The organism is Streptococcus pseudopneumoniae, assembly GCF_001072925.1.
Lineage (GTDB): Bacteria > Bacillota > Bacilli > Lactobacillales > Streptococcaceae > Streptococcus > Streptococcus pseudopneumoniae_Q.
This window is the reverse complement of record NZ_JVHE01000109.1, coordinates 17125-43024: the sequence shown is the minus strand read 5'-3', so window position 1 is coordinate 43024 and position 25900 is coordinate 17125. Positions and strand designations below refer to the sequence as shown.

The following is a 25900-nucleotide window of genomic DNA, read 5'->3' as shown; positions in this document are numbered from 1 at the left end:
CGTGGTGTGATTGCCAATCTTTAGATTGGCAAGGGGCACAATTGAGACCTAGGCTCAATTGTGAGGTCAGGAAATCCATTTTTCAAAGATGAAATCATTGAAAAATTAGTTCCGACCGTCCCTCATCACCTAAAATAACTATCAAAAAAGGAAGAAAGAATATGTCACTAACATCAAAACAACGTGCCTTCCTCAACAGCCAGGCACACACCCTCAAACCCATCATCCAAATCGGGAAAAATGGTCTCAACGATCAAATCAAAACCAGCGTTCGTCAGGCTCTTGACGCTCGTGAATTGATCAAGGTTACTCTCTTGCAAAACACAGATGAAAATATCCACGAAGTAGCTGAAATCTTGGAAGAAGAAATTGGTGTGGATACAGTCCAAAAAATCGGACGTATCTTGATTTTGTATAAACAATCAAGCAAGAAAGAAAATCGCAAGATTTCTAAAAAAGTTAAAGAAATCTAAGAACGATACTCCCAAAAGCTGTTTTTACAGAAGAGTAAAGGAGATTAACCTATGGCAATTGAATTATTAACTCCCTTTACAAAAGTGGAGTTAGAGCCAGAAATCAAGGATAAAAAACGCAAACAAGTAGGTATTTTGGGTGGAAATTTTAATCCCGTTCATAATGCCCATCTGATCGTGGCAGACCAAGTGCGCCAACAGTTGGGATTGGACCAGGTTTTGCTCATGCCCGAATATCAACCACCTCACGTAGATAAAAAGGAAACCATTCCTGAACACCACCGTCTCAAAATGCTTGAGTTAGCGATTGATGGAATCGAGGGTCTAGCTATTGAAACCATCGAGCTAGAACGTAAGGGTATTTCTTACACATACGACACCATGAAGCTTCTAACAGAGAAGAATCCAGATACAGATTATTATTTCATTATCGGTGCAGATATGGTAGACTATCTGCCTAAGTGGTATAGAATTGACGAATTGGTCGATTTGGTTCAGTTTGTGGGGGTTCAGCGTCCACGTTACAAGGCAGGGACTTCTTATCCAGTTATCTGGGTGGATGTGCCCCTCATGGATATTTCATCCAGCATGGTGCGTGATTTCATCGCCCAAGGACGCACACCTAACTTTCTCTTGCCAAAGCCAGTGCTAGACTATATCGAGAAAGAAGGACTTTATTGATGGCATACCAGGACTATATCAACTGTTCCCGTGAAGAATTGTTAGAAAAAATGGCGGAGCTTCTACCTGAAAAACGCCTAACCCATTGTCTGGGTGTGGAGCGTGCAGCTATTGAGCTTGCAGAACGATTTGGAATTGATGTTGAGAAAGCTGGTCTAGCAGGCCTTCTTCATGACTATGCTAAAAAGCTATCAGATCAAGAGTTTCTAGACTTGATTGATCGATATCAACTAGATCCAGACCTCAAAAACTGGGGTAATAATGTTTGGCATGGTATGGTCGGTATCTACAAAATTCAGGAAGATTTGAACTTGCAAGACTCTGAAATTCTGCGTGCAATAGAAATTCATACAGTCGGAGCGAGTCAGATGACAGATTTTGACAAAGTTATCTATGTTGCAGACTACATCGAACATAATCGTGCCTTTCCAGGAGTAGATGAGGCGCGTGAAATTGCTGAACTATCTCTCAATAAGGCGGTGGCCTACGAGACAGCCCACACAGTAGAGCATTTAGCTCACCAAGGATTTCCCATCTATCCCCAAACCCTTGAAACCTATAACGCCTATGTGCACTATTTGAAAGAGGACTAAATGAAGACGGCTTTTATAATCATTGATGTTCAGAATATTTTAGTGGAAACTGGGTTTCAGACAAAAAGTCTATTGGAAAAAATTTCTTATTTACAAAACCAGGCTAGAAGCAAGAATATCGAAATTATCTATGTTCAACATATTGAGAGCCCTGAAGCCCAAACATCAGAAGATTGGCAGTTATCTGAGTTTTTAAGTCGAAAACCTAATGAAAAGGTCTTTCAGAAGAAGTATAACAGTATTTTCAAAGAAACTGGTTTAAAAGAATACTTGGATAAACAGGGGATTGAAAAATTAGTTTTATGTGGTATGCAGACAGAATATTGTGTGGATACCTCTGTCAAGGTTGCCTTTGAATATGGCTATCAGCTTATTATTCCAGAAGGAACTTGCACAACGTTTGATGGGGATGACATTCCAGCTGAAACGATAAATGAATTTTATGAGGACATTTGGGAGGAGCGCTTTGCAGATGTCCTAGATTACAAACATATTTTCTAGAAAGAGGATTAAATGAACGTAAAAGAATTACTAGAACTAGTCGTGAAAGCGGCTGATGAGAAACGTGCGGAGAATATCCTCGCACTTGACGTACAAGAATTGACCAGTGTGACAGACTATTTTGTTATCACTAGCTCTATGAACAGTCGTCAGTTGGATGCTATCGCTGACAATATCCGTGAAAAAGTAGCGGAAGCAGGCTTTAAAGGCAGCCATGTCGAAGGTGATGCAGCTGGTGGCTGGGTCTTACTTGACCTTGGTGGTGTCGTTGTACATATCTTCTCAGAAGAAATGCGTGCCCACTATAATCTAGAAAAACTTTGGCATGAGGCGAATTCAGTAGATTTATCTGAAACTCTAGCGTAGAAGATGACTTGAACTTCGGCTGGGAATTGCTTTGAAATTCGACAATGTATTAAGATTATTCTTGTTTTTGAGTGAGAAGTGAGAAATTATCGAGACTTTCCGTTGTGATAAAACTTCTTGAAACAATAATGTTTCAAGAAGTCGGGAGTTTTGAGACCTTAGGCTCAAAACTAAGTCTTGGAACTTCGAAGAAGGTCGCAGACGTCCGAAATCACCTAAGGAAAGTCTTAGAAAGACTTTGTCTTCAATTGAACTCAGTTGCAGTCAACTGGGTTTTATTTGCTTATTTTAGAAGAAAATTGATTGAAAGGTAAAGGGCGAGTGGTGTTTGCCATGGACGCTCTTGGTATCATGATTATGGCAACTTATGAAACTTTTGCGGCGGTATATGATGCGGTCATGGATGATAGTTTATACGACAAATGGACGGACTTTTCGCTACGCCATTTGCCTAAAACCAAGGACAGAAAGAAACTCTTGGAATTGGCTTGTGGGACAGGGATTCAGTCTGTGCGCTTTTCTCAAGCTGGCTTTGATGTGACTGGGCTTGATTTGAGTGCGGATATGTTGAAGATTGCTGAGAATAGAGCTACTTCAGCCAAGCAAAAGATTGATTTTATTGAAGGCAATATGCTGGATTTATCTAAGGCTGGTAAATACGATTTTGTCACTTGTTATTCGGACTCTATCTGCTACATGCAAGATGAAGTGGAGGTTGGAGACGTCTTTAAGGAAGTGTACAATGCCCTCAATGAAGATGGCGTCTTTATCTTTGATGTGCATTCGACTTACCAGACAGATGAGGTCTTCCCAGGTTATTCTTATCATGAAAATGCGGAAGACTTCGCTATGCTTTGGGATACCTATGAGGACGATGCTCCTCACTCTATCGTGCATGAACTGACCTTCTTTGTCAAGGAGACAGACGGTTCCTTTAGCCGTCATGATGAAGTCCATGAAGAGCGTACTTATGAAGTCTTAACCTATGATATTCTGCTGGAACAGGCTGGCTTTAAATCCTTTAAACTCTTTGCAGACTTTGAAGACAAGGAGCCAACAAAAACCAGTACCCGTTGGTTTTTTGTGGTGCAGAAGTAGGAGATGGATATGGTTCGATCAAAATATTCTTGGGAAGAAGTTTCGCAGTTTAATCGTATCCGTCAAAATGGAACGCTTTGGGAAAAAGATGGGCAGTACTTCTATGTTCAGGAAGAAGGGACCGTGTTTTCAGAGTTAGTCGTTTACGATATGTCTAAGAAACTTTTTGATATGTTAGTAAATGGAATAAAATCAGAGGATGATATCCGACATATGCTGATGTATGGAACATGGCCAATGACGGTTGCTGGATGCCATAGACCAACAATGTTGATAGCTTATCCTGAGTTACAAAAAAATTATAGCAACGAACAACTGGCAGAAATCCTTCCAGTAGGAGAAAAACAATGGCTTAACTGGAGAGGAAGATTGCCTGAGCGGTATCGTAGATTTCGTCATTAGATAGGGAGAACATCATGACTATCACAGGTATTATCGCGGAGTTCAATCCTTTTCATAATGGCCATAAATACTTGCTGGAACAGGCAGATGGCCTGAAAATTGTGGCCATGTCTGGGAATTTTGTTCAACGTGGCGAACCTGCTATTGTGGACAAGTGGACACGGGCTCAAATGGCACTAGAGAATGGTGCAGATTTAGTTGTAGAATTGCCCTTTTTAGTCAGTGTTCAGGCGGCGGATTTTTTCGGCCAAGGTGCAGTGGCTATCTTGGCTCGTTTGGGAATTGATACCTTAGCCTTTGGGACAGAGGAAGTTCTGGATTATCAGAAAATTGCTGACCTATACTCAGAACGTGGTCAAGAGATGGAGAAATTTGTGGATAATTTACCTGATTCTCTTTCTTATCCCCAGAAAACCCAAGCTATGTGGAAGGAATTTGCAGGTCTTGATTTTTCTGGTGATACGCCCAATCATGTCCTTGCTCTTGCCTATGCCAAGGCAGTCGCGGGGCGCAACATCAAACTTCATCCAATTCAACGGCAGGGAGCGGGTTACCATTCGGTGGATAAGGATGTTGACTTTGCCTCAGCGACAGCTCTTCGTCAGCATCAAAATGATCAAAATTTCTTAGAACGTTTTATGCCTTCGGTTGCTCTTTTTGACAATGCTAGCAAGGTAAACTGGGAAGATTATTATCCTTTGCTTCGCTATCAAATCTGGTCAAATCCTGACCTAACTAGCATTTATCAGGTCAATCAGGAAATGGCAGTGCGTATCAAGGAGGCCATCAAGACAGCCCAGTCTGTGGAAGAATTGGTCGAGGCGGTTGCCACCAAACGTTACACCAAAGCACGTGTACGTCGCCTCTTGACCTATATTCTGGTGCATGCCAGAGAATGTGACTTGCCAGAAGCCATTCACGTCCTTGGTTTTACCGAAAAAGGCAGACAACACCTCAAGTCTCTGAAAGAGCATGTCCATCTAGTTAGCCGAATCGGTAAAGAGCCCTGGGATGCCATGACTCAAAAGGCAGACCAAATTTATCAACTGGGACACCCAAGTATCGCAGAACAAAATTTTGGTCGAGTGCTAATTAAAATCGAATCAAACTAAGTCTACTGAACAGTAGGCTTTTTAACTTATTTTTTTCTAAAAAAATCTTTAAAAATTTACTTAGGGAGAATAGCCTATTTTATTAGGGAAAATAAGGTTTTTTTGACTTGAAATGACCAAAACAACTTCAATTTAAGGTTTGTTAAAAATGATTTTTTATGGTAGAATGTATAAGAATGCATATCATTCGGATAAACAAATAAATTGAGGTAAAAACATGGAAATTATGGCGATTGTTATCGTTGTTTTTGCCGTCATCATTGGTTTAGTCATTGGATATGTCAGCATCTCAGTCAAGATGAAATCATCACAAGAGGCTGCAGAGCTGATGCTTTTAAATGCTGAACAAGAAGCAACTAATTTACGTGGACAAGCTGAGCGCGAAGCGGATTTATTACTCAATGAAGCTAAGAGCGAAAGCAAGTCTCTTAAAAAAGAAGCACTATTGGAGGCCAAAGAAGAAGCCAGAAAATACCGTGAAGAAGTGGACGCTGAATTTAAATCAGAACGTCAAGAACTCAAGCAAATCGAAAGTCGTTTGACCGAACGTGCTAGCAGTCTTGATCGTAAAGATGACAATTTGACGAACAAAGAAAAAACACTTGAACAAAAAGAACAAAGTATTTCTGATAGAGCAAAAAACCTTGATGTACGTGAAGAGCAACTAGAAGAAATTGAGAAACAAAAGCAAGCTGAACTAGAGCGTATTGGAACTCTGACTCAGTCGGAAGCAAAAGACATTATCTTGGCCCAGACAGAGGAAAACTTGACTAAGGAAATTGCTAGTCGCATTCGTGAGGCTGAGCAAGAAGTTAAGGAACGTTCAGACAAATTGGCTAAGGATATCTTGTCCCAAGCTATGCAGAGAATTGCTGGTGAGTATGTAGCTGAGTCTACAAACTCTACAGTTCATCTGCCTGATGATACCATGAAAGGTCGTATCATTGGTCGTGAAGGGCGTAATATCCGTACTTTTGAAAGTTTGACAGGGGTTGATGTTATCATTGATGATACGCCAGAAGTGGTAACCTTGTCAGGTTTTGATCCTATCCGTCGCGAGATTGCCCGTATGACGATGGAAACCTTGCTTAAGGATGGACGTATCCACCCAGCTCGTATCGAAGAGTTGGTTGAGAAAAATCGTCAAGAGATTGATAACAAGATTCGTGAATATGGTGAAGCCGCAGCCTATGAAATTGGTGCACCGAACCTTCACCCTGACTTGATGAAGATCATGGGTCGCTTGCAGTTCCGTACTTCATACGGACAAAATGTCTTGCGTCATTCGATTGAAGTGGCTAAGTTAGCTGGTATCATGGCTAGTGAACTTGGTGAAAATGCTACCCTTGCTCGTCGCGCGGGATTCCTTCACGATATTGGTAAAGCCATTGACCGTGAGGTAGAAGGTAGCCACGTTGAGATTGGTACTGAATTGGCTCGCAAGTACAAAGAGCATCCAGTCGTGATTAACACCATTGCCAGTCACCACGGAGATGTAGAACCTGAAAGTGTGATCGCAGTCATCGTTGCTGCTGCGGATGCCTTGAGTGCCGCTCGTCCAGGAGCTCGTAGTGAATCCCTTGAAAGCTACATCAAACGTCTCCATGATCTAGAGGAAATTGCTAATAGCTTTGAAGGTGTTCAAAATAGCTTTGCCCTTCAAGCTGGTCGCGAAATCCGCATTATGGTAAATCCAGGTCAAATCAAAGATGACAAGGTCACAATCTTGGCTCATAAAGTTCGGGAGAAAATCGAAAACAATCTCGATTACCCAGGAAATATCAAGGTAACCGTGATTCGTGAACTTCGTGCAGTTGATTATGCAAAATAAAAAGAACTGAAATCAGAGAGAAATCTGATTTCAGTTTTTTAGTTACTAATTATATAAGAGATAAGTAATGATTATCTAGGTGAAACTTCAATTGGAGATAAAAAGACTAAATCTTGTTTTTCATTATATCCTCCAACCTTAGCTTTTATGTGAACATTTTGTCCTACTTTAATATTTTCACCATTGAAAGATTTGAAAATAGGATTAGAAATAAGACTAATTTCAACAAACTTAAAGTTAGGTCCAGTTGCTTCATCGGGATGATAATCCCAAGAATGAATTAGAATATCATATTTTGACTTCACCTTAGCTAAGTGTGCAATATTCCCATCAAATTCGATCGTCTGACCTTTGTATTTTTTAATAAAATCTTCAATTGTACTTTGATCCTCTGATTGTAGTAATACTTGGAATTCAGAGTTGTTTTCAACGGTAATTGTAGAAGATTGTGAGGGACTAGTTGACGAATTTTCGATAGAATTTGATGATGAACTAGTTGACGAATTTTCAATAGAGTTTGATGATGAACTAGTTGAACTAGATGAGTTTTCAGTATTTGTTGATGATTGTTCGCTGGATTTTTCAGTTGTTTTTTCGACAATAGTAGTACTTGTAGAAGACGGAGAGGCTGTAGTTGGCTTGTTATCTTGAAATATAGCAAGTAGAAGCATAATAAAAAATGAAAGTAATAAAGCAGCCCCAACTAAATATGGAGTAATTTTTTTTAATTTTAGTTCCTTTTCGGTTAATGGTATTATATCTACTTCAGCTTCTTTTTCAAAAAAACCAAATATTCCGGCCTGTCCTTTTTCGATTATGTTTATGTGGACTTCATTTTTTTTAAGATTAAGTGCTGCTAAACCTTTCTCTATAGCTTCATCTACGTTTTTCCCTTTATAAATTGTCATAAACAACTCCTTTTGATTTTGTTATATTGATTATCTCTTAAACATAAAAAAAATAGCAAGCTTTTTCCTACTGGAGTTGAATTTTTTAGTACAGTTGATTATGCAAAATAAATAAGAAAGAGCAGTTGAAAAATTACTGCTTTTTTGTTACACTAGATAGAAAGATTGTAGCGAGCAGAAATGGCTTTAGATATATAATCTTACAGAAATTTTCAAGTCATTTCACAAACTATCCAAAGGAGATATAATGGCAGACCGAGGCTTACTAATCGTTTTTTCAGGTCCTTCAGGAGTTGGAAAAGGAACGGTTAGACGAGAAATTTTTGAGAGTTCTGAAAATCAATTTCAATATTCTGTATCTATGACAACGCGGGCACAACGTCCAGGTGAAGTAGATGGTGTTGATTATTTCTTCCGTACACGGGAAGAATTTGAAGAATTGATCCGTCAAGGGCAAATGTTAGAGTATGCAGAGTATGTGGGTAACTACTATGGAACTCCTCTGACTTATGTCAATGAAACGCTTGATAAGGGAATCGATGTCTTTCTTGAAATTGAAGTACAGGGAGCTCTTCAGGTTAAGAAAAAAGTTCCAGATGCTGTCTTTATCTTTTTGACACCACCAGATTTGGAAGAATTGCAAGACCGTCTCGTTGGCCGAGGTACCGATAGCGCAGAAGTGATTGCTCAGCGTATCGAAAAAGCCAAGGAAGAAATTGCTTTGATGCGTGAGTATGACTACGCTATTGTAAATGACCATGTTCCTCTTGCCGCAGAACGTGTCAAACGTGTGATTGAAGCAGAACATTTCCGTGTAGATCGCGTGATTGGTCATTATCAGGATATGCTACCAAAGTCTCCGACTATTCGATAAAATTTAGAAAACAGGTACAAACAAATGATGCTTAAACCCTCTATCGATACCTTGCTTGATAAGGTACCATCAAAATATTCACTCGTAATCTTGGAAGCAAAACGTGCTCACGAATTAGAAGCTGGAGCACCTCCAACTCAAGAATTTAAATCTGAGAAATCTACTCTTCGTGCCTTGGAAGAAATTGAATCAGGGAATGTAACCATCCATCCAGATCCAGAAGGAAAACGCGAAGCTGTTCGTCGTCGTATCGAAGAAGAAAGACGATTGAAAGAAGAAGAAGAAAAGAAAATCAAAGAGCAAATCGCGAAAGAAAAAGAAGAAGGTGAAAAAATTTAAGGTTGGGGGGACTCAATCTTATTTTTTCTATTGCAAGAATACTCAATCAATTAAAAGGATTTAAGAAGAGAAGGAGGTGAGGATATGGCTATTGCAAAAATCATTGTGGATGTTCCCTTGATGCAGACAGACCAGCCCTATAGCTACAAGATTCCAGAGGAATTTGAGGGGATGCTGGAAGTTGGCATGCGAGTTCATGTACCTTTTGGGAAGGCCAATCGCTTGATTCAGGGAATTGTTCTTGGAATGGAGTCTCAATCTGATGCAGATGTGGCAGACGAAGATTTGAAAGAAATTGCCGAAGTGCTGGACTTTTCTCCTGTTTTAACAGAGGAACAACTCTGGCTAGCAGAGAAGTTACGTAAATCAGTCTTCTCCTACAAAATTTCCATTCTAAAAGCTATGCTCCCTGGATTTTTGAACTCTAGCTATGATAAGATCCTCTATCCTCTGGAAGGCTTAAGTCAAGAAGATAGAGAACGCTTATTCGGTTCACAGGAGTCTCTAGCATTTTCATCTCTAGACTTAGAAAAGCAGGCTGAGATGATGCGATTGACTCGAAAAGGTCTTTTAAAACTAGAGTATCAGGCTGTGGATCAGAAGAAAGTTAAGACGCAGTCTTGGGTTGAAGTGAATCTTGACAAATTAGAAAAGCTAGAAATCTCAAATCGTGCCAAGAAGAAATTGGAACTGCGAGAATACTTATTAGTACATCCTGAAACAGTTCCTTTGGCTGATTTGTTAGAACATTACTCACGCGAACAAGTTAATTTCTTTGTGGAACATGGTGCTATCACCATCGTGCAAAAGGAAGTCCAACGTTCAGCGGCTTATTTTGAAGGCATTGAGGCTAGCCAATCCTTAGAGTTAAACCCAGAGCAAAAAGAAGCCTGTGAGGCGGTTGTTGGAGCGATTGGGAAGAAACACCCTCCCTTTCTTTTACAAGGAATCACTGGAAGTGGGAAAACGGAGGTTTACTTGCAGATTATCCAAGGAGCCTTGGATGTGGGGAAAACAGCTATCGTTTTAGTCCCAGAAATCTCTCTGACACCTCAAATGACAGAGCGTTTCATTGCTCGTTTTGGTGATAAAGTAGCGATTCTCCACTCTGGCTTGTCCAATGGTGAAAAGTACGATGAATGGCGCAAGGTGGAGCGAGGAGAAGCCCAAGTAGTTGTTGGTGCTAGATCTGCCGTTTTTGCACCTTTGAAAAATCTAGGGGTAATCATTATCGATGAGGAGCACGAGGCCAGCTACAAGCAAGACAGTAATCCTCGTTACCATGCTAGAGATGTGGCTATTTTACGAGCTCAGTACAATCAAGCAGCATTAGTTCTTGGTTCTGCAACACCGAGTCTAGAAAGCCGTGCGCGTGCTGGCAAGGGTGTTTATCAACATCTCCGCCTGACGCAAAGGGCCAATCCTTTAGCAAGCATTCCTGAAGTTCAACTGATTGACTTCCGTGATTATATCGGGCAGAATGAAACATCAAATTTTACACCACCACTGATTGAGGCCATTAAAGATCGATTAGATAAAAAAGAGCAGGTTGTTCTCATGCTCAATCGCCGTGGTTACTCTAGCTTTGTCATGTGCCGGGAATGTGGGACCGTGGATACCTGTCCGAACTGCGATATTTCTCTGACGCTGCACATGGATACCAAGACGATGAACTGTCATTATTGTGGTTTTTCCAAAGAAATTCCTCATGTCTGTCCAAACTGTCAGAGTCGCAGTATTCGTTACTATGGAACAGGAACTCAAAAGGCCTACGATGAGCTGGCTGAACTCTTTCCAGAGGCTCGCATTCTGCGAATGGATGTAGATACAACTCGTAAAAAAGGCAGTCACCAAGCTCTACTTGAACAATTTGGCAATGGTGAAGCGGACATATTGCTAGGAACCCAGATGATTGCCAAGGGCTTGGATTTTCCAAATGTGACCTTGGTTGGTGTTCTCAATGCGGATACAGCCTTGAATCTGCCTGATTTCCGTTCTTCTGAGAGAACCTTCCAACTCTTGACCCAGGTAGCTGGACGAGCAGGTCGAGCTGAGAAAGCAGGACAGGTCTTGATTCAGTCCTATAATCCTCAGCATTATGCCATTCGTTTTGCCAAGGATCAGGACTACGAAGGTTTCTATGCCTATGAAATGGGTATCAGACGTCAGTTGGGTTACCCGCCTTATTATTTCACTATTGGGATTACCTTGTCTCATAAAAAAGAGGAAGAGGTTCTTAGACGTGCTTATCAAGTCATGGGTATTTTGAGGTCTGGTTTGTCGGATGCTAGTAAAATCCTAGGACCGACCCCTAAACCTATCGCTCGTACTCATAACCTCTATCATTATCAGATTTTAATTAAATACCGTTTAGAAGATGAGCTGGGTCCAACCCTTAACCAGGTCTTGGCCTTGACACAGGAACGGGAAAATAGCGAACTTCGTCTCAGTATTGACCACGAACCGCAACAGTTTTTATAAGAAGGAGAAGATATGACAAAATTAATCTTTATGGGGACTCCCAATTTTTCAGCAACCGTTTTGAAGGGACTTTTGTCAGATGATCGCTATGAGATTCTAGCAGTTGTAACTCAGCCAGACCGTGCTGTCGGACGTAAAAAAGTTATCCAAGAAACCCCAGTTAAACAAGCAGCCAAAGAGGCAGGACTTCCTATTTACCAACCTGAAAAATTATCGGGTAGTCCAGAAATGGAAGCTATCATGAACTTGGGCGCTGATGGGATTGTAACAGCAGCTTTTGGACAATTTCTCCCAAGTAAACTCCTTGATAGCATGAATTTTGCGGTCAATGTTCATGCTTCCCTCCTTCCTAAACACCGTGGTGGTGCTCCGATCCATTATGCCTTGATCCAGGGTGATGAGGAGGCAGGAGTAACCATTATGGAAATGGTCAAGGAAATGGATGCAGGAGATATGATTTCTCGTCGCAGTATTCCCATTACTGATGAGGACAATGTTGGGACCTTGTTTGAAAAATTGGCCATTGTCGGTCGTGATCTGCTTTTGGATACTTTGCCTGCATACATTGCTGGCGATATTCAACCAGAACCACAAGACCCAAGTCAAGTAACTTTCTCACCAAATATCAAACCTGAGGAGGAAAAACTGGACTGGAACAAGACCAATCGTCAACTCTTTAACCAAATCCGTGGGATGAATCCATGGCCAGTTGCTCATACCTTCCTCAAGGGCGAACGCTTCAAAATCTATGAAGCTCTACCAGTAGATGGTCAAGGGACTCCGGGTGAGATACTCTCCATCGGCAAGAAAGAATTGATCGTCGCAACAGCAGAAGGAGCTTTATCACTCAAGCAAGTCCAACCAGCAGGAAAACCTAAGATGGACATTGCTTCCTTCCTCAACGGTGTGGGACGAACTTTGGCAGTAGGAGAACGATTTGGTGACTAAAGTAGAAACGGCTAGAAGTTTAGCCTTAGAGGTATTGGAGGATGTCTTTATCCAACAAGCTTACTCCAATATCGCCTTAAATAAATATCTCAAGGGAAGTCAACTGTCAGCTGCAGATAAGGGTTTGGTGACAGAGCTTGTGTATGGTACTGTAGCTCGAAAACTAACATTGGAGTGGTATATTTCTCACTTTATTGAGGATAGAGACAAGCTAGACAACTGGCTCTATGTTCTGCTTCTCATGAGCGTCTATCAACTCCAATACTTGGATAAGCTTCCTGACCATGCAGTGGTCAATGAGGCAGTGGAAATTGCAAAATCTCGTAAGAAGGGTAGTGAAAAACTGGTCAATGCTGTTCTTCGTCGTATTTTGCGTGAGGGCTTGCCAGATATTGCCAGTATCAAGCGTAAAAATAAGCGTGATTCCATTGCCTACTCTTTACCAGTTTGGTTGATTTCGAAACTCAAGGAAGAGTATGGAGAAGAGCGAGCTCAAGCTATTTTTGAAAGTCTATTGAAGCGTAATAAAGCCAGTATCCGTGTGACAGATTTGAGTCGAAAAGAGCAGATCAAAACTCTGCTTGGTGCAAGTGATTCTCTTTTATCTCCTGCTGGTCTGGTTAAGGAACAGGGGCACTTTGCAGGCCATGATTTGTTTGCTGAAGGGTCTATTACTATCCAGGATGAGTCTAGTCAGTTGGTTGCGCCAACTCTTCATTTACAAGGCGACGAGCAGGTTTTAGATGCCTGTGCAGCTCCTGGTGGAAAGACCGCCCATATGGCATCCTATCTGACGACAGGTCAGGTAACGTCTCTAGATCTCTACGACCATAAACTCACTTTGATTCAAGAAAATGCTCAGCGTTTAGGTGTAGCGGACCGTGTCCAAACGCAAAAACTGGACGCTCGAAAAGTGCATGAATTTTTTGGCAAGGATCAATTTGACAAAATTTTGGTCGATGCTCCTTGTTCAGGGATTGGTCTATTGCGTCGAAAACCAGATATCAAATATAATAAAGAGACAGCAGATTTCGCGTCATTACAGGAAATTCAGTTGGAAATATTAGGTAGTGTTTGTCAAACGCTACGTAAAGGTGGTATAATAACTTATAGTACCTGCACTATTGTCTCTGAAGAGAACTTTCAAGTTGTTCAAGCATTTTTAGAAAGTCATCCAGAGTTCGAGCAGGTTAAACTAGAACACGAATGTAAGGATATCGTGAAAAATGGTTGTATCCTTATTACTCCGGAATTATACGGAAGTGATGGATTCTTTATCAGCCAATTTCGCAAGATATCCAAGTAGGAAGGAACTGACACAATGGAGATTTCATTATTAACAGATGTGGGTCAGAAACGTACAAATAATCAAGACTATGTCAATCTTTTTGTCAACCGTGCCGGTCGTACAATGATCATCTTGGCTGACGGGATGGGAGGACACCGTGCAGGTAATATTGCTAGCGAAATGGCAGTAACTGATTTAGGTGTTGCCTGGGTTGATACGCAGATTGACACCGTTAATGAAGTTCGCGAATGGTTTGCCCACCATCTAGAAGTTGAAAATCAAAAGATTTATCAAATGGGGCGTGATGAAGCCTACAAGGGAATGGGGACAACTTTAGAAGCCCTTGCAATCATTGATCATCAAGCTATTTATGCTCATATTGGAGATTCTCGTATCGGTCTGATTCGTGGTGAAGAATACCATCAATTGACCAGTGACCATTCTTTGGTCAATGAATTGCTTAAGGCAGGTCAATTGACACCTGAAGAAGCTGAAGCACATCCACAAAAGAATATCATTACCCAATCTATCGGACAAAAAGATGAAATTCAACCTGACTTTGGAATTGTAAGCTTGGAAGCCGGTGACTATTTGGTCATGAATAGCGACGGTCTAACCAATATGATTTCAGGCAGTGAGATCTATGATATTGTGACAAGCGATATTTCGCTTGATGATAAGGCAGCCACTTTGGTACGCTTTGCCAACAATGCCGGAGGGCTTGATAATATTACAGTTGCCCTTGTTTCGATTAAGGAGGAGGCGGCAGAATGATCCAAATCGGCAAGATTTTTGCCGGGCGGTATCGGATTATCAAACAAATTGGCCGTGGAGGTATGGCAGATGTCTACCTGGCCAAGGATTTGATTTTAGACGGGGAAGAGGTAGCTGTTAAGGTCTTGAGGACTAACTACCAAACTGACCCGATTGCTGTTGCGCGTTTTCAACGTGAAGCGCGTGCAATGGCTGACTTAGATCATCCCCATATCGTTCGGATAACAGATATCGGCGAAGAGGACGGTCAACAGTACCTAGCTATGGAATATGTAGCTGGTCTTGATCTCAAGCGCTATATCAAAGAACACTATCCCCTCTCAAATGAAGAAGCTGTCCGTATCATGGGTCAGATTCTCTTAGCGATGCGCTTGGCGCACACTAAAGGTATTGTCCATCGTGACTTAAAGCCTCAAAATATTCTTTTAACTCCTGATGGAACTGCTAAGGTGACGGACTTTGGGATTGCCGTAGCCTTTGCAGAGACCAGTCTGACTCAGACCAACTCCATGTTGGGTTCTGTTCACTACTTGTCACCTGAGCAGGCTCGTGGCTCTAAGGCAACTGTCCAGAGTGACATCTATGCCATGGGGATTATTTTCTACGAGATGCTGACAGGGCATATCCCTTATGATGGCGATAGCGCAGTAACCATTGCCCTCCAGCATTTTCAAAAACCTCTTCCTTCGGTCATAGCTGAAAACCCATCTGTTCCCCAAGCTTTGGAGAATGTGGTCATCAAAGCAACTGCTAAAAAGCTTACAGATCGATACCAGTCGGTTTCAGAGATGTATGTTGATTTATCTAGCAGTCTATCTTATAATCGCAGAAATGAACCTAAACTTGTTTTTGATGATGCTACTAAGGCAGACACAAAGACATTGCCAAAGGTTTCTCAGACAACCTTGACCTCTATTCCTAAGGTTCAGCCACAGACAGAAAGCCATCAGGCAACTAAAGCTAGCCCAGAAGTAAGTGCTAAAAAATCTGTGGAAAAACCAGTGAAAAAACGTCGTTTTAAAGCACGTTATCTAGTTCTACTAGCAAGTTTCGTACTGGTTGCTGCTTCTCTGGTGTGGATTTTGTCTAGAACACCAGCTACTGTTGAAATTCCAAAAGTTGCAGGTCAAACTGTCGCTGAAGCAAAAGAAAATCTGAAAAAAGCGAATTTTGAGATTGGTGAGGAGAAGAACGAAGCGAGTGATACCGTAGAGGAAGGTCGGGTCATCCGAACAGATCCAGATGCTGGCTCAGCTCGCAAAGAAGGAACTAAGGTTAATCTCATTATTTCTTCAGGTCAACAATCCTTCAAGCTTGGAAATTATGTTGGTCGTAAATCTGCAGATGTCATAGCAGAATTGAAAGGGAAAAAGGTTCCTGAAAATCTGATTAAGATTGAAGAAGAAGAGTCCAGTGAATCAGAACCAGGTGTGGTTTTAAAACAGAGCTTAGCAGAAGGTACGACTTATGATCTTACCAAGGCAACTTCTATCGTTTTGACTGTTGCTAAAAAGGTGACAACCGTGACCATGCCAAGTTATATTGGCTCAAGTCTTGAATTTACAAAGAATAACTTAATTCAAATTGTTGGTGTCAAGGAAGCTAATATCGAAGTCGTAGAGGTTTCGACAGCACCTGAGGGCACTGCTGAAGGAACTGTTGTGGATCAAAGTCCAAAACTAGGTGAGAAAATTGATCTAAGTACGACACGTATAAAGATTTCTATTTATAAACCAAAAACCCCACCATCATCTTCTTCGGTTCCGTCTTCGAACCAGCGTAACACTAACAGAGTAGATAGTACAGTGCCATCACAAAGTCAATCGACTCCATCTTCGTCAACACATAATCAAACAGACGAACATAACACAGATAATTAATCAATCTTTGTCACAGTTTTTGTGACAAAGATTTTTTTTCCTTCAAATTTATGATAAAATAAAAAGGAGTTTTAGAAGGAGGAAAACATGGACGAAGTCAAACAACTGAATGCAGTGATCGATGTCATTATGCTAGCAGGAACGATACTGCTTCGAAACGGATCTGAGATTTATCGTGTTGAAGATACCATGATTCGGATTGCTCATTCACAGGGTATTATGGATTGTAATGTTTTAGCCATGCCTGCCGCTATTTTTTTCTCCATTGAAAATACAAATATCTCTCGCATGAAGCGAGTGACCTCCTCTGCTTATAATATTGAGAAGGTGTGTGATGTCAACCAGATTTCACGTCAGCTTGTATCAGGACAGCTGGATCTGGAGACAGCCTTTATCCAACTAAAGGAATTGAATGCTAAGGCATCTCCCTATACCAATGTTCAACTAACTGCAGCAGCAACTCTCAGTGCTCCATTCTTCTCAATCATGTTTGGTGGGAATGTCTACGATGCGTTTGGAGCAGGAGTAGCAACCTTGTTTGCTTTTACTTTCTCCCTTTATGTAGAAAAATTTATTCGTATTCCTTTTATGACAGCTTTCGCAGGTGCTCTTGTCTTCGGTTTGATTGCACAATTTTGGGCGCGCTATTCTGGTTTGCCGTCGACAGCTGATCTGGTGATTGCGGGTGCGGTCATGCCCTTTGTACCTGGAATTGCCCTGACCAATGCTGTTCGAGATATTATGACCAATCACATTAACTCTGGTATGAGCAAGATGTTTGAATCCTTGCTGATTACCCTTGCCTTAGGGGCTGGAACATCAGTCGCCCTCGTACTCATGAACTAATATGACACTAACAACATTTTTATTGCAAGCTCTGGCAAGTTTGCTTGCCATTATCACCTTTTTAATCGTTTTAAATGTCCAGCGTTCCATGCTGATCCCTGGTGGAGTTTTAGGGATGTCTATCTGGCTACTCTATTTGATACTTAAGGAACCAACCAATGTCATTTTGGCAACCTTTATTGCTGCTGTGATTGGTTCTTGTGTCAGCCAAATTATGAGTATCCTCTATAAGACACCAGCAGTTGTTTTTGCTCTGGCTATATTGGCACCACTAGTACCAGGTTATCTGTCCTATCGAACCACTTCCTTCTTCGTTACAGGTGACTACAGTCATGCCATTTCTAGTGCCATGTTAGTCATGATGTTGGCTCTCGTTATCTCCATTGGAATGGCCAGTGGAACAGTTTTGTTGAAATTGTATCATTATCTTAAAAAGAATCGAGCTAGCTAAGTCTCGATTTTTTGTAGCCCTAAAGTTCTGTTTGTTGGACTAGCCTAAAAATGAAATAAGGTTTTGAAAATGAACTTGATTTGGTGAATCAAGTCTTTTTTCGCTCATTTGACCTCAATTGTGATAAAATAGAGGTGAACGATTTTTTACAATGAATGATAAAAATAGAGGTAAATATGACAATCGGTATTGATAAGATTGGTTTTGCGACCAGTCAATACGTTTTGAAATTACAAGATTTAGCAGAAACCCGAGGAATTGATCCTGAAAAATTGAGTAAAGGGCTCCTTTTAAAAGAATTGAGTATTGCTCCTTTAACAGAGGATATTGTTACTTTGGCTGCTAGTGCAGGAAATTCTATCCTGACTGAAGAAGAGAAGCAAGAGATTGATATGGTTATCGTTGCGACAGAGTCTGGGATTGACCAGAGTAAAGCTGCAGCTGTCTTTGTACACGGTTTGCTTGGTATTCAACCATTTACTCGTAGTTTTGAAATCAAGGAAGCTTGCTATGGTGCGACTGCGGCCCTTCATTATGCTAAGTTACACGTAGAAAACTCTCCAAAATCAAAAGTTTTGGTACTAGCCAGTGATATTGCAAGGTATGGTGTCGAAACTCCTGGGGAACCAACTCAAGGAGCAGGTTGTGTTGCCATGTTGATTAGTAAAAATCCACGCGTTATGGTCTTCAACAATGATAACGTTGCGCAGACTCGTGATATCATGGACTTTTGGCGTCCAAACTATTCGACAACACCATTTGTAAATGGGGTTTACTCAACACAGCAGTATCTTGATAGCTTAAAAACGACTTGGGAAGAGTACCAAAAGCGTTATGATTGCGACTTGAATGATTTTGAAGCTATTTGTTTCCATTTGCCATATCCAAAGCTAGCTCTCAAGGGATTGAAAAAAATCCTCGATAAATCTCTACCTCAAGAGAAAAAGGATTTGCTTCAAAAGCACTTTGATGAATCTATTATTTATAGCCAAAAAGTTGGAAATATCTATACAGGTTCACTCTTCTTAGGTCTCTTGTCTCTTCTTGAAAATTCTGATAGCCTAAAAGCTGGGGATAAGATTGCCCTCTACAGCTATGGAAGTGGTGCTGTATCTGAGTTCTTTAGTGTGGAATTGGTTGAAGGCTATGAAAAACAATTGCGGAAAAATCGCTTAGAATTGCTAGATCAACGTCAAACTTTGAGTGTTGCTGACTATGAACGAATCTTCTTTGAAGAAGCAAACTTAGATGAGTCTGGATCTGCAACTTTGTCAGGCTTTGAAGGGCAGGATTATGCTCTGGTTGAGATTGTAGACCACCAACGTCGCTACAGCAAGGTTGAAAAATAATGAAAAAAAATTGGAATGGATTTGCTAAAAAATCAATTCAAGAGCGCCTCGAGTTCGTTAAGTCTCAGGCGCTTACTTCTATCGAAGCCCAAGAAAGTCTTGAGCAGAATGAAAATCTCAGTCTAGCAGTTGCGGACCAATTGAGTGAAAATGTGGTTGGGACCTTCTCGCTTCCATACTCAATCGTTCCAGAAGTTCTGGTAAATGGTCAGGAGTATACCGTTCCCTATGTGACCGAAGAACCATCTGTAGTTGCTGCAGCTAGTTTTGCCAGTAAGATTATCAAACGCGCTGGAGGTTTTACAGCTCAAGTTCATCAGCGCCAAATGATAGGTCAGGTAGCCCTCTATCAGGTTCCAGATAGGGACTTAGCTTGCCAGGCCATTCTAAGTCAAAAAACGGATTTACTCGAACAAGCAAACCAAGCCTATCCTTCTATTGTCAAACGTGGTGGTGGAGCTAGAGAGCTAACAGTTGAAAAAATTTCTGGTGAGGCTGACTTTTTAGTGGTTTATCTCCATGTCGATACTCAGGAAGCCATGGGAGCTAATATGCTCAATACCATGCTTGAAGCTTTAAAACCAAGTCTAGAGGCTCTAAGTCAAGGGCAAAGTTTAATGGGGATCCTATCCAACTACGCAACTGATTCGTTAGTAACAGCAACTTGTCGGATTGCTTTTCGTTATTTGAGCCGACAGAAGGATGAGGCGCGTGAGTTGGCAGAAAAAATGGTTTTAGCCAGCCAGTTTGCCCAAGCCGATCCTTATCGTGCAGCGACTCACAACAAGGGAATCTTTAACGGAATTGATGCTCTCTTGATTGCTACTGGAAATGATTGGCGTGCTATTGAAGCGGGAGCGCATGCCTATGCGAGCCACGATGGTGTCTATCAAGGTCTTAGTCGTTGGACTATGGATTTGGAAACAGAAGAGCTAATTGGAGAGATGACCATGCCGATGCCGGTTGCTACCAAGGGTGGATCAATTGGTCTTAATCCTCGAGTCGTACTCAGTCATGAGTTGCTTGGTCATCCATCTGCCAAAGAATTGGCTCAAATTATCGTTTCGATTGGTCTCGCTCAAAACTTTGCAGCACTTAAAGCTTTGGTCAGCACAGGGATCCAGCATGGACACATGAAACTTCAAGCAAAATCTCTAGCACTTTTAGCAGGAGCTACAGAGAAAGAAGTACCTAAGCTAGTAGAAAGCTTGATTGCTGAAAAAACTTTTAATTTAGAAAAAGCCCAAACTCTTTTGAAAAACTTAAGATCATAAGAAAAACTCAGACTGGTTTGATTTTTTGCGCTTTTTACTGTTTTTTTAAATAAAAGAAACTCAAATACAGAATCGTATTTGAGTTTCTTAATTCAACGACAGTGTTTGACAGTTTTTCTATTTTTGTTCAAAAAAACAAGATGTATGCATTGATAACGCTTTGATTTTTATTATAATATAACTGTAAATTATTAAGATTGGTAATCAAAAAAATATAGAGAGGAGGATTTTTGATTATGAATAAAAAAATAAAAATGGTAAGTGTTGCATCACTTAGTACAGTAATATTGAATATAGCACTTACAGAAGGTGTTTCAGTTGTTCATGCTAATGAGGTGGCTTCAGCTACAAAATTTGGAAATACTGTAGTTGACATGGGGTCTACTATTTTGGGAATTAAGGCAATTGGTGATAACTGTTTTGAATAAGAAATACAATATAGTTTTATTTTTATTATTTATAGTCTATTTGTTTGGGTACTTCTCAATTTCAAAAAATTTAATTCCTATAATGTGTGTGATCCAAATATTTTTATTAGAAAATATATTTAAATCTCAAAATAAGCTTATCCAAATAGGTAAAATTATAGTTATTATTGCTTCTATAATATTATTTATTGATAGTATACTAAATTAAGAGTCTGAGAACTATTTTGTCTCAGACTCTTTTTGTTTAAATACTTTTTCCTGGTAGGAGGGAAACTGGTAAGAAATAACCGGTTGTGGCAACTTCTTTTCCTTCGATTTTTTGAAGGAGTAAATCAACTGTCAGGCGAGCAATTTCTTCTAAAGGTTGTTTAATGGTAGTAAGGTGAGGATAGAAATTCTCGATAAAATAAGTTCCATCGTAACCAATAACCTTAAGTTGTTCTGGAACAGAGATACCAAGTTCCTGAGCAATCTTCATTACCAAGATGGCAGTCAAATCATCCGATGCGAAAATAGCATCTGGTTTTTGTTTTTTCAGAATACTTTTGATTTCCATTTCCTTGCGGAGGGGTGAAAAGTCACTGGAAATATTGATGATGGGAGCTTTTGGGAAGATAGAAGCAAAGCCTGCATGGCGAAGTCCAGTTGGTGAATTGGAGTTGTCATTACCTGTAATCATAATGACAGACTTGGATCCAGTTTTAGCCAAGGTTTGAGCTGCTAGGACTCCACCAGCATAGTTATCAGAAGAAACGACAGGAATGTCTGGTGATAGGTTTCGGTCAAAAGAAATGATTGGAGCCGTTACGCGATTGTAGTCCTCAATCCCTAAGTTATGGCTACCAGAGATAATGCCATCCACTTGATTAGCTTCTAGCATTTCAAGATATTCACGTTCTTTTTCCGAATCGTGCTCACTATTACAGATGATGGTCTTATAGCCGTTTTTGAAGAGTTCGTGCTCCAGTTTGTCAATCAATTCAGCATAGAAAACATGGCTGATTTTTGGGAAAATCAACCCAATTAACTTGGCTGATTTCCCTTGGAGGCTACGAGCAAGGTTGTTGGGTTTGTAGCCTAACTCCCGCATGGCCTCATTGACCTTTTGAATAGTTTTTTCTGACAGGTAGCCCTTTTTATTGATAACACGTGAGACAGTAGTTGGGCTGACGCCTGCTAGTTCTGCGACATCAGTTAGTTTTGCGACCATATTCTAATTCGTAGTAAGTTCCAGTTGGGGTTCCAGATTTAATGAGGATTCCATTTTGATCTTTGTGAGGGAAGACACGACCAGAAAATACTTTTTCTCCTTTATTGATGAAAATTTCAAAGACTGAATTATCGATGAAGATATTTACAGTAGTAGCTTGGTTGTCGATTGAACATGAGCGAGTAGTTCCAAATTCTTGAGCATATTGCTCACCTGCTTGACTGCGGTCAACAGTAACTTGACCATTGACAAGGTCAAAATTGATAGAGAGTCCTTTGCCATCTTTGTCAGCAAGAAGAACGATTTCACTTTGACTATTGGCTGCTAAGTTAAGCTCGAGCTCGTAGGTGTTTTTGGTTTCAGAACGATTTGAAAATTCCTCTTGTGAAGCACGGAGTTCTTTGATAGCAGCTACAGGATACTGATAGAGTTTGCCATCTTTAATGGTAAGTTCCTTGACCAATGAGAAAGTCCCTTGGTGATCAAAACGATCAGATGGATAAGACACATCTGGCAAACCAAGCCAACTAACTGCCAGAGCACGTCCATCAGGAGCATTGAAGGCCTGAGTGGCATATGCTTCGAAACCATAGTCTAGATTGTGTAGTTCAGACACATCTACCATACGAGCATTTTCAGGATCGAAGGAAACACCGATTTTATACATATTTGGATAGATATTATCGTAGTCAAGAACCTTTTTATCCAAACCTTGTGGGCAGTAGAGAAGGACAGGTTGTTCTCCAACAAAGACAAGATTTGGGCACTCCATCATATAGGCAGTACGGTCATTGTTGAAGTCAAGATCACCAACTTCTTGCCAGTTTGTATAATCATTTTCGACAGCTTTGTAAAGACGGATAAACCCTTTTTTCTCCAAGTCTTGACCACCAACGATAGCGTAGTATTGTCCTTTAAAGTTAAAAATCTGTGGATCGCGGAAGTGGTCAGTAGCATCAGCAGGCTGATCAATCAAGATCTTATCAATCTTTTTAATATTTCCATCCTTATCCATCAAGGCACCAATCTGATAAGGGTGGCGAACCCAATTTTCATCACGGACATTTCCTGTATAGAATAGGAACAATTGATCACCAAACTGCATAGCAGATCCTGAGTAAGCGCCGTGGCTATCCAGTGGAGTATCAGGTAAGATTTTTACACCTGTTTCAGTAAAGTGCACCAAATCGTCACTCTCAAGTTGAACCCAAGATTTCAAGCCGTGGGCTGCTCCAAAGGGGAAGTTTTGGTAAAATACAATCCACTTACCATCAAAATAAGAAAAACCGTTTGGATCGTTGAGAAGTCCTTCCTTTGGTTCAATGTGATAGCTGACATGCCATGGGGATTGCACCATCTTTTCTTGGATTTCTTTTCTTTCTTCTTGTGTCCAATCTTCATAACGTCTGTAACGACGTTCAGTAGTCCATTCCATTTCTATTTCCTCCATAAATTCTACTATCTTAATAGTAAACGTTTCCTTATAAAAAAGCAAGTCTTTTACACTAAATTAAAGAAAAAAATGTCAAACGATTGACAGAGTTTGGAAACGTAATTTTATGGAAAATGATGAAAATATGAAAGTTTTTGAAAAACTTTAAAGTAAAAACCTTGATTTTAGAGGGTGTTATGGCTGTGTTGATGAAAAAAATAGCAAAAACAATCAAAAAATAAAAAATAGCAAAATTTTTTCTGCAAAACGCTTGACATATTTTTTAAACGTGATAGAATAATATTCGTGGGGCGAGTAAAATCGCTTTCAAACAAGAACAAATTTTTTTATAAGGAGATTTTTGCAAATGACCAATACAGAAATTGCAAAAAAAGTCATCGAAGCCTTGGGCGGACGTGAGAATGTTAACAGTGTAGCTCACTGTGCTACTCGCCTTCGTGTTATGGTGAAAGATGAAGCGAAGATTAACAAAGATGCTATTGAGAACTTGGAAAAAGTTCAAGGTGCTTTCTTTAACTCAGGTCAATACCAAATCATCTTTGGTACAGGTACAGTTAACAAGATGTACGATGAAGTCGTAGCTCTTGGTTTGCCAACGACATCTAAGGATGAGATGAAGGCAGAAGCTGCTAAACAAGGAAATTGGTTCCAACGTGCCATCCGTACTTTTGGTGACGTCTTTGTTCCAATCATTCCAGTTATCGTAGCAACTGGTCTCTTCATGGGTGTTCGTGGTCTCTTGAATGCTCTTGGAATGACACTTCCAGAAGATGTTACAACTTACACTCAAATCTTGACTGACACAGCATTCATTATCTTGCCAGGTTTGGTTGTTTGGTCAACCTTCCGTGTATTTGGTGGTAACCCAGCTGTTGGTATCGTTCTTGGTATGATGCTCGTTTCTGGTTCACTTCCAAATGCCTGGGCTGTTGCTTCTGGCGGTGAAGTAACTGCTATGAACTTCTTCGGATTTATCCCAGTTGTTGGTTTGCAAGGTTCAGTTCTTCCGGCCTTCATCATCGGGGTTGTCGGAGCTAAGTTTGAAAAAGCTGTTCGTAGAGTGGTTCCAGATGTACTTGATCTCTTGGTAACACCATTCGTAACACTCCTCGTAATGTCAATTCTTGGTTTGTTTGTTATCGGACCAGTCTTCCACGTTGTTGAAAACTATATCCTTCTTGGAACAAAAGCTATCCTTAACTTGCCATTTGGTCTTGGTGGTTTCTTGATTGGTGGAGTTCACCAAGTTATCGTCGTATCAGGTGTTCACCACATCTTCAACTTGCTTGAAGTTCAATTGCTTGCTACTGACCATGTTAACCCATTCAACGCTATCATCACAGCTGCCATGACTGCTCAAGGTGCTGCAACAGTAGCCGTTGGTGTTAAAACTAAAAATCCAAAACTTAAAACACTTGCTTTCCCAGCTGCTCTTTCTGCCTTCCTAGGTATTACTGAGCCTGCTATCTTCGGGGTTAACTTGCGTTTCCGTAAACCATTCTTCCTTTCATTGATCGCTGGTGCAATCGGTGGTGGATTGGCATCTATCCTTGGTCTTGCTGGTACTGGTAATGGTATCACAATCATCCCTGGTACAATGCTTTACATTGGTAACGGACAACTTCCACAATACCTTCTTATGGTAGCTGTATCATTCGCTCTTGGTTTTGCTCTTACTTACATGTTTGGTTATGAAGATGAAGCAGAAGTGGCTTCAGAAGCTACAACTGAACGTTTGGCTGACGAAGCAGTAACTGGTACTGTTGTTGCACCTAGCGAAGGTGTCATCCAAACACCAATCGTTGGTGACGTAGTTGCCCTTTCAGATGTTAATGACCCAGTCTTCTCAAGTGGAGCTATGGGACAAGGTATCGCTGTAAAACCTAGTCAAGATGTTGTTTACGCCCCAGCTGATGCTGAAGTGACAATCGTCTTCCCAACAGGACATGCTTATGGTTTGAAAACTGCAAACGGAGCTGAAATCTTGATCCACGTGGGTATCGACACTGTTTCAATGAACGGTGAAGGATTTGAGCAAAAAGTTGCTCAAGGTGACAAGGTTAAAGCTGGAGATGTTCTTGGAACATTTGACTCAGCTAAGATTGCTGCTGCAGGTCTTGATAACACAACAATGGTTATCGTGACAAACACTGCGGACTTTGCTTCAGTAAATCCAGTTGCTTCTGGAACAGTTGCTAAGGGTGATGCAATCATCGAAGTTAAAGCTTAATAAATCAAAAAAACGAACAAATGTCATGTTTGTTCGTTTTTGATTGAATCGTAAAATTTACAGAGGAAAAACTAAAATATAGAGCAACTTTCCTCCTTGAAATATGCTAT

25 protein-coding genes are annotated in these 25900 nt (G+C 40.7%); 22 read left to right on the top strand and 3 right to left on the bottom strand.

Going from position 1 to position 25900, the window contains the following annotated elements:
* Positions 1 to 161: 161 nt before the first annotated feature.
* The 9 genes from yhbY to ADH81_RS08040 all read left to right on the top strand — a co-directional run bounded on the left by yhbY (position 162) and on the right by ADH81_RS08040 (position 7057).
* Positions 162 to 473, top strand: a complete 312-nt coding sequence (gene yhbY / locus ADH81_RS08080; RefSeq protein ID WP_000060171.1) for a ribosome assembly RNA-binding protein YhbY — start codon at positions 162 to 164, stop codon at positions 471 to 473.
* A 51-nt stretch (positions 474 to 524) separates the two neighbouring features.
* A complete protein-coding gene (locus ADH81_RS08075) occupies positions 525 to 1154 on the top strand; it encodes a nicotinate-nucleotide adenylyltransferase (protein WP_045763164.1) in 630 nt (209 codons plus the stop codon).
* Positions 1154 to 1747, top strand: a complete 594-nt coding sequence (gene yqeK, locus ADH81_RS08070) for a bis(5'-nucleosyl)-tetraphosphatase (symmetrical) YqeK (protein ID WP_045763165.1) — start codon at positions 1154 to 1156, stop codon at positions 1745 to 1747. The genes ADH81_RS08075 and yqeK overlap by 1 nt, the downstream gene beginning before the upstream one ends.
* The gene (locus tag ADH81_RS08065) at positions 1748 to 2248 is read left to right on the top strand and encodes a cysteine hydrolase family protein (protein ID WP_049528037.1); all 501 of its coding nucleotides are present in this window, start codon (positions 1748 to 1750) and stop codon (positions 2246 to 2248) included.
* 12 nt (positions 2249 to 2260) lie between these two features.
* Positions 2261 to 2614 (top strand): ribosome silencing factor, encoded by a 354-nt coding sequence (rsfS, locus tag ADH81_RS08060; RefSeq protein ID WP_049528033.1) that lies wholly within the window; start codon positions 2261 to 2263, stop codon positions 2612 to 2614.
* Positions 2615 to 2971: 357 nt separating this feature from the next.
* Positions 2972 to 3712 (top strand): class I SAM-dependent DNA methyltransferase, encoded by a 741-nt coding sequence (locus ADH81_RS08055; protein WP_045763259.1) that lies wholly within the window; start codon positions 2972 to 2974, stop codon positions 3710 to 3712.
* 9 nt (positions 3713 to 3721) lie between these two features.
* The gene (locus ADH81_RS08050) at positions 3722 to 4114 is read left to right on the top strand and encodes a hypothetical protein (RefSeq protein ID WP_006153606.1); all 393 of its coding nucleotides are present in this window, start codon (positions 3722 to 3724) and stop codon (positions 4112 to 4114) included.
* A gap of 14 nt (positions 4115 to 4128) precedes the next feature.
* Complete coding sequence (locus ADH81_RS08045; protein ID WP_049528029.1) at positions 4129 to 5226, top strand: nucleotidyltransferase; 1098 nt, start codon at positions 4129 to 4131, stop codon at positions 5224 to 5226.
* 217 nt (positions 5227 to 5443) lie between these two features.
* The gene (locus ADH81_RS08040; RefSeq protein WP_049528027.1) at positions 5444 to 7057 is read left to right on the top strand and encodes a ribonuclease Y; all 1614 of its coding nucleotides are present in this window, start codon (positions 5444 to 5446) and stop codon (positions 7055 to 7057) included.
* Between the two features lie 71 nt (positions 7058 to 7128).
* On the opposite strand, the gene ADH81_RS08035 is transcribed toward ADH81_RS08040, so the two are convergent.
* On the bottom strand, positions 7129 to 7965 hold the full coding sequence (locus tag ADH81_RS08035) for a DUF4839 domain-containing protein (protein ID WP_049528024.1): 837 nt from the start codon (positions 7963 to 7965) through the stop codon (positions 7129 to 7131).
* 247 nt (positions 7966 to 8212) lie between these two features.
* On the opposite strand from ADH81_RS08035, the gene gmk reads away from it, so the two are divergent.
* From gmk to ADH81_RS07975, 12 genes are all read left to right on the top strand, one after another.
* Positions 8213 to 8839 carry a guanylate kinase gene (gene gmk / locus ADH81_RS08030; RefSeq protein WP_000775049.1) on the top strand — a complete coding sequence of 209 codons (627 nt, stop codon included), beginning with the start codon at positions 8213 to 8215 and terminating at the stop codon, positions 8837 to 8839.
* Between the two features lie 24 nt (positions 8840 to 8863).
* Positions 8864 to 9178 (top strand): DNA-directed RNA polymerase subunit omega, encoded by a 315-nt coding sequence (gene rpoZ / locus ADH81_RS08025; RefSeq protein ID WP_045763172.1) that lies wholly within the window; start codon positions 8864 to 8866, stop codon positions 9176 to 9178.
* A gap of 84 nt (positions 9179 to 9262) precedes the next feature.
* Positions 9263 to 11659, top strand: coding sequence for a primosomal protein N' (locus tag ADH81_RS08020; protein ID WP_049528021.1), 2397 nt, complete (start codon positions 9263 to 9265; stop codon positions 11657 to 11659).
* Positions 11660 to 11671: 12 nt separating this feature from the next.
* Positions 11672 to 12607, top strand: a complete 936-nt coding sequence (gene fmt / locus ADH81_RS08015) for a methionyl-tRNA formyltransferase (RefSeq protein ID WP_049528019.1) — start codon at positions 11672 to 11674, stop codon at positions 12605 to 12607.
* On the top strand, positions 12600 to 13913 hold the full coding sequence (gene rsmB / locus ADH81_RS08010) for a 16S rRNA (cytosine(967)-C(5))-methyltransferase RsmB (protein WP_049528152.1): 1314 nt from the start codon (positions 12600 to 12602) through the stop codon (positions 13911 to 13913). The genes fmt and rsmB overlap by 8 nt, the downstream gene beginning before the upstream one ends.
* Positions 13914 to 13928: 15 nt before the next feature.
* A complete protein-coding gene (locus ADH81_RS08005) occupies positions 13929 to 14669 on the top strand; it encodes a Stp1/IreP family PP2C-type Ser/Thr phosphatase (RefSeq protein ID WP_000406258.1) in 741 nt (246 codons plus the stop codon).
* Positions 14666 to 16549: a Stk1 family PASTA domain-containing Ser/Thr kinase gene (gene pknB / locus ADH81_RS08000; RefSeq protein WP_049528016.1), complete on the top strand. Its 1884-nt coding sequence runs from the start codon at positions 14666 to 14668 to the stop codon at positions 16547 to 16549. The genes ADH81_RS08005 and pknB overlap by 4 nt, the downstream gene beginning before the upstream one ends.
* A gap of 87 nt (positions 16550 to 16636) precedes the next feature.
* Positions 16637 to 17395, top strand: coding sequence for a threonine/serine exporter family protein (locus ADH81_RS07995; protein ID WP_049528012.1), 759 nt, complete (start codon positions 16637 to 16639; stop codon positions 17393 to 17395).
* Between the two features lies 1 nt (position 17396).
* On the top strand, positions 17397 to 17846 hold the full coding sequence (locus ADH81_RS07990; RefSeq protein ID WP_045763178.1) for a threonine/serine exporter family protein: 450 nt from the start codon (positions 17397 to 17399) through the stop codon (positions 17844 to 17846).
* 176 nt (positions 17847 to 18022) lie between these two features.
* Positions 18023 to 19195 (top strand): hydroxymethylglutaryl-CoA synthase, encoded by a 1173-nt coding sequence (locus tag ADH81_RS07985; protein WP_049528010.1) that lies wholly within the window; start codon positions 18023 to 18025, stop codon positions 19193 to 19195.
* The gene (locus tag ADH81_RS07980) at positions 19195 to 20469 is read left to right on the top strand and encodes a hydroxymethylglutaryl-CoA reductase, degradative (RefSeq protein ID WP_049528009.1); all 1275 of its coding nucleotides are present in this window, start codon (positions 19195 to 19197) and stop codon (positions 20467 to 20469) included. The genes ADH81_RS07985 and ADH81_RS07980 overlap by 1 nt, the downstream gene beginning before the upstream one ends.
* Positions 20470 to 20705: 236 nt before the next feature.
* Positions 20706 to 20897 (top strand): hypothetical protein, encoded by a 192-nt coding sequence (locus ADH81_RS07975; protein ID WP_049528008.1) that lies wholly within the window; start codon positions 20706 to 20708, stop codon positions 20895 to 20897.
* Positions 20898 to 21141: 244 nt separating this feature from the next.
* On the opposite strand, the gene ADH81_RS07970 is transcribed toward ADH81_RS07975, so the two are convergent.
* Together ADH81_RS07970 and ADH81_RS07965 are read right to left on the bottom strand one after the other, a co-directional pair.
* The gene (locus tag ADH81_RS07970; protein WP_049528006.1) at positions 21142 to 22107 is read right to left on the bottom strand and encodes a LacI family DNA-binding transcriptional regulator; all 966 of its coding nucleotides are present in this window, start codon (positions 22105 to 22107) and stop codon (positions 21142 to 21144) included.
* Positions 22088 to 23542, bottom strand: a complete 1455-nt coding sequence (locus ADH81_RS07965; protein ID WP_049528003.1) for a sucrose-6-phosphate hydrolase — start codon at positions 23540 to 23542, stop codon at positions 22088 to 22090. Before ADH81_RS07965 ends, ADH81_RS07970 begins: the two co-directional genes overlap by 20 nt.
* A 364-nt stretch (positions 23543 to 23906) precedes the next feature.
* Between ADH81_RS07965 and ADH81_RS07960 the strand changes: the two genes are divergently transcribed.
* A complete protein-coding gene (locus tag ADH81_RS07960; RefSeq protein ID WP_049528002.1) occupies positions 23907 to 25790 on the top strand; it encodes a sucrose-specific PTS transporter subunit IIBC in 1884 nt (627 codons plus the stop codon).
* The last annotated feature ends 110 nt before the right edge of the window (positions 25791 to 25900 follow it).

Excerpts from the sequence above, each read along its gene's own strand:
- yhbY (WP_000060171.1), top strand. The coding sequence starts at position 162 with ATGTCACTAACATCAAAACAACGTGCCTTCCTCAACAGCCAGGCACAC.
- ADH81_RS08075 (WP_045763164.1), top strand. The coding sequence starts at position 525 with ATGGCAATTGAATTATTAACTCCCTTTACAAAAGTGGAGTTAGAGCCA.
- yqeK (WP_045763165.1), top strand. The coding sequence starts at position 1,154 with ATGGCATACCAGGACTATATCAACTGTTCCCGTGAAGAATTGTTAGAA.
- ADH81_RS08065 (WP_049528037.1), top strand. The coding sequence starts at position 1,748 with ATGAAGACGGCTTTTATAATCATTGATGTTCAGAATATTTTAGTGGAA.
- rsfS (WP_049528033.1), top strand. The coding sequence starts at position 2,261 with ATGAACGTAAAAGAATTACTAGAACTAGTCGTGAAAGCGGCTGATGAG.
- ADH81_RS08055 (WP_045763259.1), top strand. The coding sequence starts at position 2,972 with ATGGCAACTTATGAAACTTTTGCGGCGGTATATGATGCGGTCATGGAT.
- ADH81_RS08050 (WP_006153606.1), top strand. The coding sequence starts at position 3,722 with ATGGTTCGATCAAAATATTCTTGGGAAGAAGTTTCGCAGTTTAATCGT.
- ADH81_RS08045 (WP_049528029.1), top strand. The coding sequence starts at position 4,129 with ATGACTATCACAGGTATTATCGCGGAGTTCAATCCTTTTCATAATGGC.
- ADH81_RS08040 (WP_049528027.1), top strand. The coding sequence starts at position 5,444 with ATGGAAATTATGGCGATTGTTATCGTTGTTTTTGCCGTCATCATTGGT.
- ADH81_RS08035 (WP_049528024.1), bottom strand. The coding sequence starts at position 7,965 with ATGACAATTTATAAAGGGAAAAACGTAGATGAAGCTATAGAGAAAGGT.
- gmk (WP_000775049.1), top strand. The coding sequence starts at position 8,213 with ATGGCAGACCGAGGCTTACTAATCGTTTTTTCAGGTCCTTCAGGAGTT.
- rpoZ (WP_045763172.1), top strand. The coding sequence starts at position 8,864 with ATGATGCTTAAACCCTCTATCGATACCTTGCTTGATAAGGTACCATCA.
- ADH81_RS08020 (WP_049528021.1), top strand. The coding sequence starts at position 9,263 with ATGGCTATTGCAAAAATCATTGTGGATGTTCCCTTGATGCAGACAGAC.
- fmt (WP_049528019.1), top strand. The coding sequence starts at position 11,672 with ATGACAAAATTAATCTTTATGGGGACTCCCAATTTTTCAGCAACCGTT.
- ADH81_RS08005 (WP_000406258.1), top strand. The coding sequence starts at position 13,929 with ATGGAGATTTCATTATTAACAGATGTGGGTCAGAAACGTACAAATAAT.
- pknB (WP_049528016.1), top strand. The coding sequence starts at position 14,666 with ATGATCCAAATCGGCAAGATTTTTGCCGGGCGGTATCGGATTATCAAA.
- ADH81_RS07995 (WP_049528012.1), top strand. The coding sequence starts at position 16,637 with ATGGACGAAGTCAAACAACTGAATGCAGTGATCGATGTCATTATGCTA.
- ADH81_RS07990 (WP_045763178.1), top strand. The coding sequence starts at position 17,397 with ATGACACTAACAACATTTTTATTGCAAGCTCTGGCAAGTTTGCTTGCC.
- ADH81_RS07985 (WP_049528010.1), top strand. The coding sequence starts at position 18,023 with ATGACAATCGGTATTGATAAGATTGGTTTTGCGACCAGTCAATACGTT.
- ADH81_RS07980 (WP_049528009.1), top strand. The coding sequence starts at position 19,195 with ATGAAAAAAAATTGGAATGGATTTGCTAAAAAATCAATTCAAGAGCGC.
- ADH81_RS07975 (WP_049528008.1), top strand. The coding sequence starts at position 20,706 with ATGAATAAAAAAATAAAAATGGTAAGTGTTGCATCACTTAGTACAGTA.
- ADH81_RS07970 (WP_049528006.1), bottom strand. The coding sequence starts at position 22,107 with ATGGTCGCAAAACTAACTGATGTCGCAGAACTAGCAGGCGTCAGCCCA.
- ADH81_RS07965 (WP_049528003.1), bottom strand. The coding sequence starts at position 23,542 with ATGGAATGGACTACTGAACGTCGTTACAGACGTTATGAAGATTGGACA.
- ADH81_RS07960 (WP_049528002.1), top strand. The coding sequence starts at position 23,907 with ATGACCAATACAGAAATTGCAAAAAAAGTCATCGAAGCCTTGGGCGGA.